Source organism: Rhodococcus sp. IEGM 1381 (assembly GCF_030056795.1).
Classification (GTDB): Bacteria; Actinomycetota; Actinomycetes; order Mycobacteriales; family Mycobacteriaceae; genus Rhodococcoides.
Genome location: NZ_JASHKQ010000003.1, coordinates 181110 through 196714, shown reverse-complemented (window position 1 = coordinate 196714; position 15605 = coordinate 181110). Strand labels below are relative to the sequence as shown.

The window sequence follows — 15605 nt, the reverse complement described above, 5'->3', positions numbered from 1 at the left end:
CGAGTCGATACGGGCCACGATCTCGGCTGTGAGTTCCCCGGGGGCTTCCTCGGGGATCCAATGAGAGATGCCGTGGAGTTCGACGAATCGGTACGGTGCATCGACGAATTCGCCGCACCGCTCGGCACCGGCTCGGCCGATGGCGGTGTCGCCGTTGCTCCAGACATAGGTGGTGGGAACGGTCACCGGTGGGAGGTTCGCGAACTCCCTCGTCATCGCGGCGTACCAACTCGATGCGGCCGTCAGCGCCCCGGGGACGGTGAGATGGCGAACGTACTCGTCGTCGAGGCTCTCGGCACCGAACATCGCGCGCAGACGCTGTGCGTCGTTCTCCACCAGAACTCGCTCGGCCTTCTCCGGCTCCCGAAGCAGGCCGAAGTACTGCGACCGCTCCTGCTGATCCGGATCCTCGCGGATGGCCCAGTTGAACGCCGCCGAATGCGGAACCGATGCCGCGGTCAGGGTGCGTACGCGGTCGGGGTGTTCGGCCGCCAGGTGCCAGGCGACCACCGCACCCCAGTCGTGTCCGACCAGGTGCGCCGACGGTAGATCGAGTGCGTCGAGCAGACCGAGGATGTCACCGGTGAGCTGCTCGATGCGATAGTGCTCGACACCGAGCGGGCGGGCTCCGGGGGAGTATCCGCGCTGATTGGGCGCGATCACGCGACAACCCGCGGCCACGAGTCCGGTTGTCACGCTCCTCCACGACGCGTTGGTCTGGGGAAAGCCGTGCAGCGCAACAACTGGAACTCCATCCGAGGGGCCCGCCATCGCAACTTCGAATACGTACGCGCCGACGCTTACCTCGGACATGAACTTCCTTTCGTGGACGTATTCTTCTCGAACGGTCAAGCCCGACGTGGTTCCCATCGGCTCATCCCGAGCATGATCATGCGGATCTGCTTCTCCGTACGCGCGATCAGATCCTTTTCGTTCTGACTACCCGGTCTGTCGATTTCCAACAGACCGACCACGGCCGTGAGCATCGTCGACACGAGAAGATCTGCCGTCATCTCCAGATCGGCGACGTCCCACTGCTCGAGACCAGGCATTCGGGAGAGATCGATGGTCAGCTCGCTGACGAACAGTCGAAGCTCGGTGGCGAAGGCGCGACGCACCTCGGTGACTCCGCCGTAGCGCTCACGACTGAGAAAGCGGAACTGATCTTCGTGAGTACGAACCTGGCGGACCAGGATGCCGAACGACTCGGTAGCCGTCTTCGCGCTCGGATTGCGGCGGGCGTCGCGCAACATCTGTCTCAGCATGCGCATGCTGTCCTCGACGAGAGCAACGCCCAGGTCCTCCATCGAGGCGAAGTGGCGGTAGAACGCAGTGGGAACGATGCCGGCCGATCGCGCGACCTCGCGCAGGCTGACACCGGCGAAGGATCGTTCACGGAGCAGGTCGAGGGTGCCCTCGATGAGGGCTTGACGCGTGCGCTCCTTGCGCTCGGCGCGGGTCCCCGGTTCTGTCACGGCGTCCAGTTTATGGGCGCGCATTCTGTGACCTCCCTTGTGGTTCTACCCGTACACCTGTCGACGGCCGTTTTTGCTCTGTAATGACCGTCACATAAACGTTGACAGGTACCGGTGTCGCTCTGTCACACTCATGTTAGTGCACAATCGTTCACTGAATGGGTCGTTGGTTTCGATCCGGTTAGGGAGGATGGAATGACGCTTCAAGAACGTCCGTCGCGACCGTCGGGTTCGCGCAAGTTCTCGCTTCTTTCCCTGTTCGAGGCCATGGCCACACCTCACGCGCTCGATCGGTACCTCGAACTCGTCGATCCTATGACGACGGTTCGCGACCTGCGCGGAGAAGTGACCGAGATACACCGGTCCACCGAAGACTCGCTGACGCTCACTATCCGCCCCACGCGTCAGTGGAAGGGCTTCAAGGCGGGTCAATTCGTCCAGGTCGGTGTCGTCATCGACGGTGTTCGCCAAACGCGCTGTTACTCGCCCGCCTGCTCGCAGTACCGCAGGGACGGCCGGATCGAACTGACGATCAAGGCGCACCCCGAAGGCTTGGTGTCGCAGTACCTGCACAAGAACGCGCATGTCGGCCTCGTGGTCAGCCTGTCGCAGGCCGACGGCACGTTCGAGCTCCCCGAACCACGCCCGGCCAAGACGTTGCTGATCAGCGGTGGCAGCGGTATCACGCCGGTGCTGTCGATGCTCAGGTCGCTGCTGGACGAGGGGTACAGCAGCGACCTGACCTTCCTGCACTACGCGTTCACCGAGAACGACGTCGCGTACAAGAAGGATCTGGAGAAGATCGCCGCCGAGCACGAGAACGTGAACATCGTCTTCGCGTACACCGAGCAGAAGACCGGCGGTGACCTGTACGGATTCTTCGGACAGGAACACCTCGACGCGGTTGCCCCGTGGTTCGCCGACGCGGACACCTTCCTGTGCGGCCCGCCGGGACTGATGAAGGGCGTGAGGTCCTTCTTCGACGACGCTGGACTGAGCGAGAGCCTGCACCTCGAGGAGTTCACGCCCTCGTTCGCGACGGTCGGCGACGACGTCACCGGTACCACCACCTTCTCGGACAGCGATGTGTCCTCGGACAACGACGGGGAAACGCTGCTCGAGCAGGCAGAAGCTGCAGGTCTCTCGCCGGCCAACGGTTGCCGGATGGGCATCTGCTTCACCTGCACCTCGGTGAAGAAGTCCGGCTGCACCAAGAACATCAAGACCGGCGAGACCGACACCGAATCCGACAAGAAGATCCAGCTCTGCGTGTCCGTTGCCGTAGGCGACGTCGACATCGACATCTAGTTCCACCCAAGACATTTCGACACACAGACCATCTCGACCCGATCGAATTGGAGATCATCAGATGCTCGGAACGATTCTCTCGATCCTGCCCACCGCGGTCCTACCGTTTCGCCGCGACGAGACGCTGCCGGACGCGCCGACCGTGCTGACCTACGAACAGGTCGAGGAGCTCGGTCGCGAGCTCGACGACCTGCGTGCCCGCACCGTCGCCAAGCTCGGTGACGAGGATCGCGAATACATCTACAAGATCATCAAGGCGCAGCGCGGCCTGGAGATCACCGGACGCGCATTGATGTACCTGCCGTTCATCCCGCCGGCGTGGCTCGCTGGTGTCGGTGCCCTCGGCGTTGCGAAGATCCTCGACAACATGGAGATCGGCCACAATGTCATGCACGGGCAGTACGACTGGATGCGCGAGCCCGGTCTGAACTCCGAGGTGTTCGAATGGGATACCGTCTGCCCGGCAGACCAGTGGAAGCATTCGCACAACTACATGCACCACACCTTCACCAACATCGTCGGTATGGACCGCGACATCGGCTACGGCATCCTCCGCATGGACCAGGACCAGAAGTGGAACCCGTACTACCTGGGCAACCCGGTCTATGCGTTTCTGCTGATGACGTTCTTCGAGTGGGGTGTCATGCTGCACGACCTCGAGACCGAGAACATCGTCGCGGGCAAGCGCAAGTGGCACGACGTCAAGCCGCTGCTGCAGGGGATGTGGCGCAAGGCAGGCAAGCAGGCGCTCAAGGACTACGTGATCTTCCCGGCGCTGACCGGACCGTTCTTCGCGTCCACCGTGGTCGGGAACGTCGCCGCCAACCTCGTCCGCAACGTGTGGACCTACTCGATCATCTTCTGTGGCCACTTCCCGACCGGAGTCCAGACCTTCAGCCAGGAGGAGACCGCCGACGAGAGCCGCGGCGAGTGGTACGTGCGTCAGATGTTGGGATCGGCCAACATCGAGGGAAGCCCGCTCTTCCACATCATGTCGGGCAACCTCTCGCACCAGATCGAGCACCACCTGTTCCCGGATCTGCCTGCGCATCGCTACCCGCAGATCGCGCCCGAGGTCAAGGCGCTGTGCGAGAAGTACGACCTGCCCTACAACACCGGCGGCTTCTTCCAGCAGATCGGCTCCGTATGGGGCAAGATCTTCAAGCTGGCCCTGCCCAACTCGCTGACAGGGTCGGCAGCTCCGGCCAGTGTTATCGTCGAGCGTAAGAAGACCAGCGCAGCGTGACGACTTCGAAGGGGGCGGTCCTGTTGGTGGGAAAGTTCGAGCGCAACAAGGACACCGTGCAGGAGTTCACCGAATCTGCCGCCAATCACGTCGGCCGGATCGTGGTGATCATCACCGGAGCCGTCCGCGACGTCACCCGTGAAATCGGAGACCTGATCACCGATGGCATCGAGATGCGGGAAGCGGCGAAGAAAGCGGAGCGTGACGCCCCGCTGGGCACCGTGATCAACGGAGAGTTCGAGACTCGCGACCGAAACTGATCTACCAACCGACGACGAAGCCGCCCGAGCCTTGCTCGGGCGGCTTCGTCGTGTCTCGGGTACGGGGGGGGCTAGCGGCGGCGCAGTCGCCACAGCGACGTGGTCTCGCGCGAGCGGGCCTCGTGCAGCACATCGGAGGAGTCGGTGGCTCGCGAGTGCGTCGGTGTGGTGTCGCTACGGTCGACAACCACCAGCCCTGCCGCGTCGAAAGCGCCGAGAAGGTCTGCGCGCGTGACCAATCCGAGCAGTTCGGCGAGGTCGGACAGGACCAACCATGCTTCGCCGTTCGATGTCAGGTGCCCACCTAGGCGGCTCAGGAAGGATTTGAGCATCCGCGAGCCCGGGTCGTAGACCGCGTGCTCGATGCCCGACGTCGGTTTTGTGGGGATCCAGGGCGGGTTGCACACGATCAGCCCAGCGCGGCCGGACGGGAAGATGTCGGTCTGCACTACCTCGACTCGATCGGTATAACCGAGCGCATCGATGTTCTCTCGTGCACAGGAGATCGATCGCGGGTCCTTGTCGGTGGCGACCACCGAGCTCACGCCGCGGCGGGCGAGTACTGCAGCCAGAACGCCCGAGCCGGTACCGATGTCGAACGCGCGGTCCGTGGGAGGCAGCGGTGTGTCGGCGACGAGTTGGATGTACTCGCCGCGAATGGGGGAGAAGACTCCGTAGTGCGGGTGAATCGAGGCGTCCAGAGCCGGTACGAAGACGCCCTTGCGACGCCACTCGTGTGCACCGACCATGCCGAGGAGTTCGCGCAACGAGAGCACGCACGGCGCGGCGTCGGGGCCGACGGCCTCCGATACTGCGGCCTGGACATCCGGTGCCCGGCCGAGATCGAGGCGGGCACTCGAATCGAGTTCCACCAGAAGCATTCCGAGCACTCGAGCGCGGCGCGCCTGGTATTGGCGATGCAGATGAAACTGCTGGGCGGGCGAGGCATCGGGCGACCGTTTGGCCGGCGGTACCCGACGGGTCATCGCGGACAACAGTTGTCGCGCATTGTTGTAGTCACCGCGCCACAGCATGGCCTCGCCGATCGTGGCCAGCTTGTAGGCCACGTCTGCGGTCGTCGAATCGTCGACGATGCGCACCACACGAGGCGCGGGAGCGCCGTTCTCCGACTGCCAGCGGGAGGTGCGTTCGCTATCGTCCTCGACCCAGGTGATGCTCACGCCGCGCTCTCGTTCACGCTGCAGTGTGCGGGTACTCCGCACTGCGATGTTGGAAGGCAAGAATATTGGGGTTGACGATGACGCCGCCCCTGATCTCGATCGCTCGCTCGATGGTGGCATCACTGCTCCAGGCCGTGGGGCCGTCGAGCACGATCCGCAGGTACGGCAACAACGATTCGCTGATCTCCCAGGTGGCCGAATTCCACAGATAGGACGGACTGTGGTCGACGGCGTAGTACCGCACGTTGTCGCCCACTGTGAACATGGGATCGGCGAACGACGTGGGCTTGGCCCACTCGAATCCCATACCCTCGTCGCAGGAGACGTCCACCACGAGGGTGCCCGGTGCGAGAGTGGGTAGGTCCTGGTTCGTCAGGAAAGTCAATGGTGAATTGGTATCCTGCAGAACGCAATTGACGATGACGTCGTGGTCGCCGAGGAAGTGTGACAATGGAACTCGACCGTCCGGAGTGAGTGCTCGACTCTGGCGAGGATCGGCGTCGTCGAGATCGAAATTGACGATGTTGGCCGAATGGATCGGCGAACTCACCGCGGTTACGCCGCGCTGCGTCAGGACGTCGACATCGTGAATGCCGTGCGCGCTCAAGGCGGTGACCGCACCGCGGGCCGTTGCACCGAATCCGATGACTGCGGCACGCAACCTACGGCCGTAGTCGCCCGTGGATCCGATCAGCTGCAATGCGTGCAACACGGAGCAGTAGCCGGCCAGCTCGTTGTTCTTGTGGAACACATGCAGATTGAACCAACCATCCTGCGTCCAGTGATTCATGGCCTCGAAGGCGATCAGTGTCAGCTTGCGATCGACGGCGATCTGCGTGAGCTTCCGGTCCTGCACGCAGTGCGGCCAACCCCACAGGATCTGGCCCGGTCGCAATTCGGACAGGTCCTCCGCCTGTGGCTTCGGCAGCAGAATCACATCGCAGTCGGCGATGAGCTGCTCGCGTGTGCGAACGCCTGCCACGTGGCCGGCGAGGTGCTCGTCCGAAATTCCGAACGGTTCGCCGTAGCCGGATTCGAGAAACATGCGGGCGCGGATATCGGCGTCGATTCGATCGAAATGAAGTGGATGAATCGGTAGTCGACGCTCATCGGGCTTGCGCGAACGTGAGAGGACTCCGAGAGTGAGCTGATGCACGTGTGACCCTTCGTTATGCGAAGTCAACCACAGCAAACCGAAGCGTCTTGCGTTCCTGCTGGTCAGAGAGTGCCCCCGGCAGGATTCGAACCTGCGACCAAGGGATTAGAAGGCCCTTGCTCTATCCCCTGAGCTACGGAGGCTGGCACGTACGGGCGAACCCGCTCGAGCACGGTTGACGAGTGTACCTTTCCGTATACGTCGATCGCGCAGGCATGGGTTGGGCGACGGCCGTAGCGGGAAAGCACGCGGTCCGAAGCAGGTCGAAGGAGGTTCGATGCACGACATCCTCGACGACGCGATGCGCGCATGGAAGTCCGACGACATCGCAGCGGTGGCAACCGTGATCCGCACGTTCGATTCTGCACCGCGTCCCGCCGGGGCGGCCATGCTGGTCGGCTCGGACGGGACGGTCTCCGGGTCGGTGTCGGGCGGCTGCGTCGAAGGCTCGGTCTACGAACTCGCGCAGGACGTCCTGCGGACCGGAACTCCGGTTCTCACTCGATATGGAGTGTCCGACGACGAGGCGTTCGCCGTCGGGCTCACCTGCGGCGGAACGCTCGACGTCTTCGTCGAAGTGTTTTCCCAACAGGCGTTCCCCGAACTCGGCTCTGTCGTGGCGGACGTGCGCGACAACATTCCCGTCGCGGTGGCGACCGTGGTTTCGCACACCGATCCGGAACGCATCGGCCGAAGGATGGTCGTCGGAGAGGCGGGCACCCGCGGTTCGCTCGGCAGTGCGCGGGCCGACGCTGCCATCGCCGACGACGCGAAAGGGCTTCTGGCAGCGGGCCGTTCGGCCGTCCTGACGTACGGGCCCGACGGTCAGCGACGAGGTGAGGGCATGGAGGTGTTCGTGTCCAGCCACGCACCGCCGCCCCGAATGCTGGTGTTCGGGGCAATCGATTTCGCAGCTGCGGTGGCGCAGCAGGGTGTTTTTCTCGGCTACCGCGTCACCGTCTGCGATGCGCGTGCCGTCTTCGCCACCCCGCAGCGATTTCCCGCCGCCGAACAGGTCGTCGTCGCCTGGCCGCACGATTACCTGGCGGAGCAGTGGTCGGCGGGCGAGTTGGACGAGCGGACCGTTGTCTGTGTGCTCACCCACGACCCCAAGTTCGATGTGCCATTACTCGAGGTCGCGTTGCGCCTGCCGACCCTGGCTTTCGTCGGTGCGATGGGCTCACGCCGCACTCATGACGACCGCACGGCTCGGTTGCGGGCTGCGGGGCTGACCGAGTCCGAACTCTCCCGGCTGGCCAGCCCGATCGGTCTCGATCTCGGTGCGCGTACGCCTCAGGAGACCGCGGTATCGATCGCGGCGGAGATCATCGCGCGCCGCTGGGGCGGCACCGGTGAACCTCTGGGCGCCCGACACGGCCGCATTCACCACGACTCGATCGAGGACGGGCACGGGGGCAAGTACGACGCTGTGTAGGACTCGCCTTTCGAGTATCGCCGATCACCTCCTACTCTGGTGGTATGGCAACGCCGGATCTCGACAAGACCGAACCCTCGACCGCTGAACTCTCGGCGGGCGATATACGGACGGACGGGGAACCGCGTTCGGCCACCACGACGGTGTTCGTCACTGCCGGCGTCATCGCCGGTGTGGTGGCCGCCCTCATCGTGATGCTCTCCGCTTCCGACGCGTTGGTGTTGCTCGGAATCCCGGACCCGGGCCCGGCCACCACCTACGGTCTGCCCGCGCTACGGGCGATCGGAGAGATCGCCGCCGTCATCGCCATCGGGTCCTTCCTGCTGGCAGCGTTTCTGGTGCCGCCGCAGAAGAACGGCGTCCTCGACGTAGACGGCTACCGGGCGGTGCGCACCGGCTCGGTCGCATCCATCGTCTGGGCTGTGTGCTCGCTTCTCCTCGTGCCCCTGACGTTGTCCGACACCTCCGGCCAGCCGTTCACGGAGGCCATCAAGCCGGCGAATCTGTGGATCGCGCTCGATCAAGTGGAGATTGCCAGTGCGTGGCGTTGGACAGCGATCATGGCCGTGGTGCTGGCGATCTTCTCGCGCACGGTGTTGCGGTGGTCCTGGACCCCCGCACTACTCGGGTTCTCCCTCGCGACGCTGCTGCCGATCGCGTTGAGCGGCCACTCGTCGGCGGGCGGGTCGCACGATGTCGCGACCAACAGCCTGATCCTGCACCTGGGGGCTGCATCATTGTGGGCAGGTGGTCTGTTCGCGTTGCTGGCGCACGTACGCAGAGGAGGCGCGCACTCCGACGTCGCGGCGCGCCGGTTCTCCACCATCGCCGGCATCTGCTTCGTCGTCATGGGTATCAGCGGCGTCATCAATGCGCTGGTTCGGGTCTCGATCGCCGACCTGTTCACCACCACCTACGGTTTGTTGATCGTGGGGAAAATCGTCGCGTTGATCGTGCTCGGTGGATTCGGGTGGATGCAACGTCGTCGGGCACTGCCCGCGCTTGTCGCCGACCCCACTGCGCGCGGACCGATGCTTCGCTTCGCAGGGGCCGAGGTGCTCGTTCTCGCCGCGACCATCGGCCTGGCCGTCGGGCTCGGGCGCACACCCCCGCCGGCCGAGATCGATCCCAACCTCACACCCGCGGAGGCGGCACTCGGATACGACCTGAGCGGCCCGCCCACGTTCGCACGAATGGCCTTCGACTGGCGCTTCGATCTGATCTTCGGCACCGCCGCAATCGTGATGGCCGTGGTGTACCTGATCGGCGTTCGTCGTCTGCGGCTGCGCGGCGACGCGTGGCCGGTGGGCCGCACCGTCGCCTGGATTCTGGGCTGCCTCACGCTGCTGATCAGCACGTCCTCGGGAATCGGTCGCTACTCCACCGCGGTGTTCAGCGTGCACATGACCGGGCACATGATGCTCTCGATGCTGGCGCCGGTCCTCCTCGCGCTCGGCGGAGCGCTGACGTTGGCGTTGCGAGTCCTGCCCGCAGCAGGCAAGGACGGTGTCCCCGGAATGCGCGAGTGGTTGCTGATCGGCCTGCACAGTCGAATTTCGCAGTTCGTGACTCACCCACTTGTGGCGGCGCTGATCTTCGTCGGCGGCTTCTACGTGCTGTACCTCGGCGGGATATTCGGAGCAGTGCTGGACAGTCACGGTGCCCACCTGCTGATGAACCTGCACTTCGTGCTCAGTGGTTACCTGTTCTACTGGACCGTCATCGGCGTCGATCCGTCGCCGCGCAAGATCGCGCCGGTCACGAAGCTGGCAGTCGTGTTCGGATCGCTGCCGTTCCATGCGTTCTTCGGCGTGGCCCTGATGAGCATGAACACCGTCATGGGTGGCTGGTTCTACCGGACCCTCGGACTGGATTGGAACTCCGATCTGCTCGGAGATCAGAAGCTCGGCGGCGGGATCGCCTGGGCCACCGGCGAAATTCCGCTTGTGCTTGTCATGTTGGCGCTGTTGATTCAGTGGTCTCGGAGTGACGACAGAGATGCCAGGCGCGGCGACCGCGCCGCCGAACGCGATCACGACGCAGACTTGGCGGCCCACAATGCGATGTTCGCCGAGCTCGCCCGACGAGATCAGACGGGCGGAAGCTAGCCGAGCGGGATCAGTCGCTCTCGGCGATCTTGGCGAGTAGCCGATTCAGCTCGACGCGTTCGGCCGACTCGAGGCCGTCGAACATCTCGGACGACACCTGACGACGCGCGTCGTCGATCCGGTCCAGCAGTGCGCGACCGGTATCGGTCAGCGTCACCAGCACGGCCCGCCGATCACTCGGATCCGGCTGCCGCGTCACCAGCTGCGCCGCTTCGAGCGAGTCGACGATGTCAGTTGCCGATCGCGCCACGATGCGGAGGTGCTCGGCGAGATCGCGCAGACGCATCGATTCCTGCTCGCGGGCCAGGACGTGCAGAGCCCGGCTCTGTGAGGGATTGAGTCCGAACGGTTCGAGGGCACTCATGTGGCTGCGCCGGATGCGACGGGCGACAGCCATGAAACTCTCGCTCAGATTGGTCGACTGTCCGGGTTCCATGAAACGGATCATAGCGAGGGTTGCTCGCAACCTCATAGTGAGGTAACCTCTGCATATTACTTCAGTGACCCTGCAGTTCAACTTCCCCGGAGGCCTACTTGGAAAGCCGACCCGAACGTTCTCTTCCCGAAACCGATCCAGCACCCGTCAGCCGAGTCCTGGCTCTGTTCACGCCCTACCGGCGCAAGATCGCCATCGTCAGCGTGATCATCGTGGCCAGTGCAATTATCGCCCTCGCCTCTCCCTTACTCCTTCGCGAACTCCTCGATCATGCAATCCCTGACCGTGACGTCACTCTCGTCACCCTCATCGCGCTCGGCATGATTGCAGTTGCAGTCGCCACCAACACCCTCGGCGTCGTACAGACCTGGATGTCCAACGGCGTCGGCCAGCAGCTCATGCACGACCTCCGCGTACAGGTCTACTCGCACCTGCAGCGGCAGTCCCTCGGATTCTTCGCTCGTACGCGCACCGGTGAGGTGCAATCGCGTATCGCCAACGACATCGGCGGTATGCAATCGGTCGTCACCAACACCGCGACGTCCATCGCACAGAACGCAACCACCGTCGTCGCGACGGTGATCGCACTCTTCCTGCTCGACTGGAAACTCGCCACGTTCTCGTTGATCATCCTGCCGGTATTCGTTCGCGTAGCGCGCCGCATCGGTGACGAGCGCCGCAAGATCTCGACCAGGCGACAGAAGTTACTCAGTGATCTGTCTGTTCAGATCGAGGAATCCCTTTCTGTCAGCGGCATTCTGCTGGGCAAGACCACCGGTTCTGCACAGGTGTTGACCGAGAAGTTCGCCGACCGATCCCACGAAGTGGCCGGCGTCGAGCTCGCAGCGATGATGGCGGGAAAGTGGCGAATGGCCACCATCGCGATCAGTTTCGCTGTCATGCCTGCACTGGTGTACTGGTTCGCCGGCATCACCATCGGCCAGGGGAGTGCCTTGACGATCGGAACTCTGGTCGCCTTCACTGCTCTGCAAACTCAATTGTTCCGGCCCACCATGCAATTGCTCAACACCGGGGTCGAGGTGCAGGCCTCACTCGCCCTGTTCGGGCGGGTGTTCGAGTACCTCGATCTTCCGATCGACGTTGCCGAGCCGGCGCAACCGGTGGCGCTGCCCCGCGAGGACGTACACGGCGACGTCGCCTTTCGAGGCGTCGATTTCACCTATGCCGCGGCGACAATTCCTACCCTGAGCGACATCGACCTCGAGGTCCCGGCCGGAAGCACTCTCGCCCTGGTCGGTGCCACCGGATCGGGTAAGACGACTCTGGGCTATCTCGTTGCGCGACTGCATGATCCGACGTCCGGATCGGTGACCATCGACGGCATCGATCTGCGGGAGATGGCGTCGGAGAACATCGCCGACCTGGTCGGCGTCGTCTCGCAGGAGACCTACCTGTTCCACGCCACCATCAGGGAGAATCTGCGGTTCGCCAAACCCGATGCCTCCGACGAGGAGATCGTCGCAGCCGCCCGAACGGCGCAGATTCACGATTTCATCGACGGACTCGACGACGGCTACGACACGATGGTCGGTGAGCGCGGATACCGGTTCTCGGGTGGTGAGAAGCAGCGGATCGCGATCGCGCGAACCGTATTGCGGAACCCGCCGATTCTGGTGCTCGACGAAGCGACCAGTGCCCTCGACAACCGCACCGAACGTGCAGTGCAAACGGCTCTCGACGGTTTGATGGAAGGTCGAACGACCATCCTCATCGCGCACCGGTTGTCCACGGTGCGCGGCGCGGACCGCATCGCAGTACTCGACCACGGGGTCGTTCGCGAGGTCGGAAGCCACGAATCTCTGTTGGAGCTCGACGGCATGTACGCCCAATTGGTCCGAGCCGCAGACGATGTCGTGGACAGTGTGGCTGCATGATCGAGACCGAGTGATCCCACTGCGGACCATCGCGGGCCGTGTCGAGTGCGAGATCGAGATCAAGAAGTCTCGGTTCGTCGCGGTCGTCGATCGCGCGGCCACCGAAGCAGACGCGCGGGTGATGATCGAATGCGCCCGTAAGGCCGATCCTGCTGCTGGGCATCACTGTTCGGCGTTCATGGTCGACGCATCATCCGCCGATCCGCGCATCGAGCGGTCCAACGACGACGGTGAACCTGGTGGCACGGCAGGGATGCCGATGCTCGAGGTGCTGCGTGGGCATCACCTGACGAATGTCGTCGCAGTGGTCAGCAGATATTTCGGTGGAACCAAGCTCGGCACCGGTGGCCTGGCCCGCGCCTACTCCGGCGCGGTGATCGAGGCGCTGACCGGAGCGGCATTTCTCACCCGGGAGCGACGCGAAATCCTGACGCTCGAACTCGATCACGCCGAGGTGGGTCGAGTCGAATCGGAACTGCGCGGGCACGGAGTATTCGTGGTGGGGACTTTCTACGCGGCCCGTGCGGTTCTGACCGTCGCGGCTGCGAACGCCGATTCGCTTGCGGCACTTGTTGCTTCGCTCACTTCCGGACGCGTGGCCCCGGTGCGCAGCGGACACATGTACGTGGAAATTCCGGACTAGCACAGTCCACCGACACTGTGGGGTCCGACGAGCCCCGATCCGGGCCGTTCATCCACAGGGCGCGCGTCTGTCCACATTTTGCGAACACGTTCACCACGGACGTCCTGCGCGTAGCAGTCTCGATCTCGATCGCAATCACGCGATACTTCAATCGAGAGGGCAGAGAACCATGTACGAAGCACAATGCGCCGTAGTCGGCACAGTTATCACCAACCCCGTCAAGCGGTCCACACCCACCGGCGACGAAGTCCTCAGCTTTCGGATGGCCAGCAACGCTCGGCGTCAGGACCGCAACACGGGTGAGTGGACCGACGGCGGAACCCTCTACCTGACGGTCACGTGCTGGCGCCGTCTGGTGCGCGGCGTGGGGGCCTCGCTGATGAAGGGCGATCCCATCATCGCCTACGGACAATTGCGAACCAACGAATACACCAACCGGGACGGACTCGAGCGCGCTGATCTCGAGATGAGCGCCAGTGCGGTCGGACCGGACCTCGCGCGGTGCAACGTCTCGATCCATCGGACCAAAGCAGTGGTGCCCGAGGCGGCGACGGACGGGGATCCTGGAGCGGCGGAACCCCTCGACAGCGATCGGGAGTCGATGGAGGACCGAGAATCGATCGACGAGGACGTCCGAGAGTCGGTACCGGCCTGAACGACTGCCGGCATCCGCCGTCCACGCTGCATCGGAAGCTGCGATCGAGTGTGGACGGCGGATGCGGGCTGGGTACCTTCTCGGGCGATGGTGTTCGGACGCGCTCGCACCGATAAGCTGGCCCTCATGGCTGAATTCATTTACACCATGAAGAAGGTGCGCAAGGCGCACGGCGACAAAGTCATCCTCGACGACGTGACGATGAGCTTCTACCCGGGAGCGAAGATCGGCGTCGTCGGCCCCAACGGCGCCGGTAAGTCCAGCATCCTCAAGATCATGGCGGGAATCGATCAGCCCGGAAACGGTGAGGCGTTCCTCGCTCCCGGTGCGTCGGTCGGCATCCTCATGCAGGAGCCGGTTCTCGACGACACCAAGACCGTTCGCGAGAACGTCGAGGACGGTCTCGGCGAAACGATGGTCCAGCTCAAGCGCTACAACGAGATCGCCGAGCTGATGGCCACCGACTACTCCGACGAGCTGATGGAGGAGATGGGCGAGCTGCAGGAAAAGCTCGACCACGCCGATGCTTGGGAGATCGACTCTCAGCTCGAACAGGCTATGGATGCGCTCCGCTGCCCGCCGCCCGAGTCTCCCGTCACCAACCTCTCCGGAGGTGAGAAGCGCCGTGTTGCGCTGTGCAAGCTGCTGCTCAGCAAGCCTGATCTGCTGCTGCTCGACGAGCCCACCAACCACCTCGACGCCGAAAGTGTGCTGTGGCTCGAGCAGCACCTGGCCGCCTACGCCGGTGCCATTCTCGCCGTGACCCACGATCGGTACTTCCTCGACCACGTCGCGCAGTGGATTGCCGAGGTCGACCGCGGACACCTGTACCCGTACGAGGGCAACTACTCCACCTACCTGGAGAAGAAGGCCGAGCGTCTCGAGGTCTCGGGCAAGAAGGACCAGAAGCTGCAGAAGCGCCTCAAGGACGAACTCGCCTGGGTTCGTTCCGGTGCCAAGGCTCGCCAAGCCAAGAGCAAGTCTCGCCTGGCTCGCTACGAGGAAATGGCAGCCGAGGCCGACAAGACCAGGAAGCTCGACTTCGACGAGATTCAGATCCCCAACCCGCCGCGACTCGGCGACGTCGTCGTCGAGGTCAAGAGCCTCGACAAGGGCTTCGACGGTCGCGTGCTGATCAAGGACCTCTCGTTCACGTTGCCGCGCAACGGCATCGTGGGTGTCATCGGACCCAACGGTGTCGGTAAGACGACGTTGTTCAAGACGATTGTCGGCCTCGAGGAGCCGGACGGCGGTGAGGTCAAGATCGGGCAGACCGTCAAGCTCAGCTACGTCGACCAGAACCGCTCGGGCATCGACCCGAAGAAGACGGTCTGGGAAACGGTCTCCGACGGGTTGGACTTCATCACCGTCGGCAGCTCCGAGTTCCCGTCCCGTGCGTACATCAGCTCGTTCGGATTCAAGGGCCACGATCAGCAGAAGCCAGCCGGAGTGCTCTCCGGTGGTGAGCGGAACCGTCTGAACCTGGCGATGACGCTCAAGCAGGGCGGCAACCTGGTCCTGCTCGACGAGCCGACCAACGACCTCGACGTCGAAACGCTCGGATCGCTCGAGAACGCGCTCGAGGAATTCCCCGGTTGCGCCGTGGTCATCTCGCACGATCGCTGGTTCCTCGACCGCACCTGCACACACATCCTGGCGTGGGAAGGTGGCTTCGGCGACAACGAGGCAGCGTGGTACTGGTACGAGGGCAACTTCGAGGGCTACGAGGCCAACAAGATCGAGCGGCTCGGGCCCGACGCAGCACGTCCGCATCGCGTCACACACCGGAAGCTGACCAGGGACTGAC

13 protein-coding genes, 1 tRNA gene and 1 pseudogene are annotated in these 15605 nt (G+C 63.8%); 9 read left to right on the top strand and 6 right to left on the bottom strand.

Annotated elements, in window-relative coordinates:
* Positions 1–813: pseudogene (locus tag QM797_RS12965) on the bottom strand (alpha/beta fold hydrolase); the annotation flags it as partial.
* Positions 814–848: 35 nt separating this feature from the next.
* The gene (locus QM797_RS12960; protein WP_283276010.1) at positions 849–1499 is read right to left on the bottom strand and encodes a TetR family transcriptional regulator; all 651 of its coding nucleotides are present in this window, start codon (positions 1497–1499) and stop codon (positions 849–851) included.
* A gap of 171 nt (positions 1500–1670) precedes the next feature.
* Between QM797_RS12960 and QM797_RS12955 the strand changes: the two genes are divergently transcribed.
* From QM797_RS12955 to QM797_RS12945, 3 genes are all read left to right on the top strand, one after another.
* Complete coding sequence (locus QM797_RS12955) at positions 1671–2783, top strand: ferredoxin reductase (RefSeq protein ID WP_283276009.1); 1113 nt, start codon at positions 1671–1673, stop codon at positions 2781–2783.
* Positions 2784–2844: 61 nt separating this feature from the next.
* Positions 2845–4029, top strand: a complete 1185-nt coding sequence (locus QM797_RS12950; RefSeq protein WP_283276008.1) for a fatty acid desaturase family protein — start codon at positions 2845–2847, stop codon at positions 4027–4029.
* 23 nt (positions 4030–4052) lie between these two features.
* Positions 4053–4289: a hypothetical protein gene (locus tag QM797_RS12945; RefSeq protein WP_283276110.1), complete on the top strand. Its 237-nt coding sequence runs from the start codon at positions 4053–4055 to the stop codon at positions 4287–4289.
* Between the two features lie 71 nt (positions 4290–4360).
* Here the strand turns inward: QM797_RS12945 and QM797_RS12940 are convergent, their stop codons facing one another.
* From QM797_RS12940 to QM797_RS12930, 3 genes are all read right to left on the bottom strand, one after another.
* Positions 4361–5470, bottom strand: a complete 1110-nt coding sequence (locus QM797_RS12940; RefSeq protein ID WP_283276007.1) for a methyltransferase — start codon at positions 5468–5470, stop codon at positions 4361–4363.
* A gap of 13 nt (positions 5471–5483) precedes the next feature.
* Positions 5484–6626, bottom strand: a complete 1143-nt coding sequence (locus QM797_RS12935) for a N(5)-(carboxyethyl)ornithine synthase (protein ID WP_283276006.1) — start codon at positions 6624–6626, stop codon at positions 5484–5486.
* A gap of 70 nt (positions 6627–6696) precedes the next feature.
* Positions 6697–6769: transfer RNA gene (locus QM797_RS12930), tRNA-Arg, on the bottom strand.
* A 134-nt stretch (positions 6770–6903) separates the two neighbouring features.
* Here QM797_RS12930 and QM797_RS12925 point away from each other — a divergent pair.
* Together QM797_RS12925 and QM797_RS12920 are read left to right on the top strand one after the other, a co-directional pair.
* A complete protein-coding gene (locus QM797_RS12925) occupies positions 6904–8061 on the top strand; it encodes an XdhC family protein (protein ID WP_283276005.1) in 1158 nt (385 codons plus the stop codon).
* A gap of 44 nt (positions 8062–8105) precedes the next feature.
* A complete protein-coding gene (locus QM797_RS12920) occupies positions 8106–10169 on the top strand; it encodes a bifunctional copper resistance protein CopD/cytochrome c oxidase assembly protein (protein ID WP_283276004.1) in 2064 nt (687 codons plus the stop codon).
* A 10-nt stretch (positions 10170–10179) separates the two neighbouring features.
* Here QM797_RS12920 and QM797_RS12915 read toward each other — a convergent pair whose 3' ends face one another.
* Positions 10180–10605: a MarR family winged helix-turn-helix transcriptional regulator gene (locus QM797_RS12915; protein WP_283276003.1), complete on the bottom strand. Its 426-nt coding sequence runs from the start codon at positions 10603–10605 to the stop codon at positions 10180–10182.
* Between the two features lie 98 nt (positions 10606–10703).
* On the opposite strand from QM797_RS12915, the gene QM797_RS12910 reads away from it, so the two are divergent.
* The 4 genes from QM797_RS12910 (at position 10704) to ettA (ending at position 15604) form a co-directional block, all read left to right on the top strand.
* Positions 10704–12500: an ABC transporter ATP-binding protein gene (locus tag QM797_RS12910; protein WP_283276002.1), complete on the top strand. Its 1797-nt coding sequence runs from the start codon at positions 10704–10706 to the stop codon at positions 12498–12500.
* A 10-nt stretch (positions 12501–12510) separates the two neighbouring features.
* Positions 12511–13143, top strand: coding sequence for an IMPACT family protein (locus QM797_RS12905; RefSeq protein WP_283276001.1), 633 nt, complete (start codon positions 12511–12513; stop codon positions 13141–13143).
* A 169-nt stretch (positions 13144–13312) separates the two neighbouring features.
* A complete protein-coding gene (locus QM797_RS12900; RefSeq protein WP_283276000.1) occupies positions 13313–13798 on the top strand; it encodes a single-stranded DNA-binding protein in 486 nt (161 codons plus the stop codon).
* Positions 13799–13924: 126 nt separating this feature from the next.
* On the top strand, positions 13925–15604 hold the full coding sequence (gene ettA / locus QM797_RS12895) for an energy-dependent translational throttle protein EttA (protein ID WP_283275998.1): 1680 nt from the start codon (positions 13925–13927) through the stop codon (positions 15602–15604).
* Position 15605: the final 1 nt, after the last annotated feature.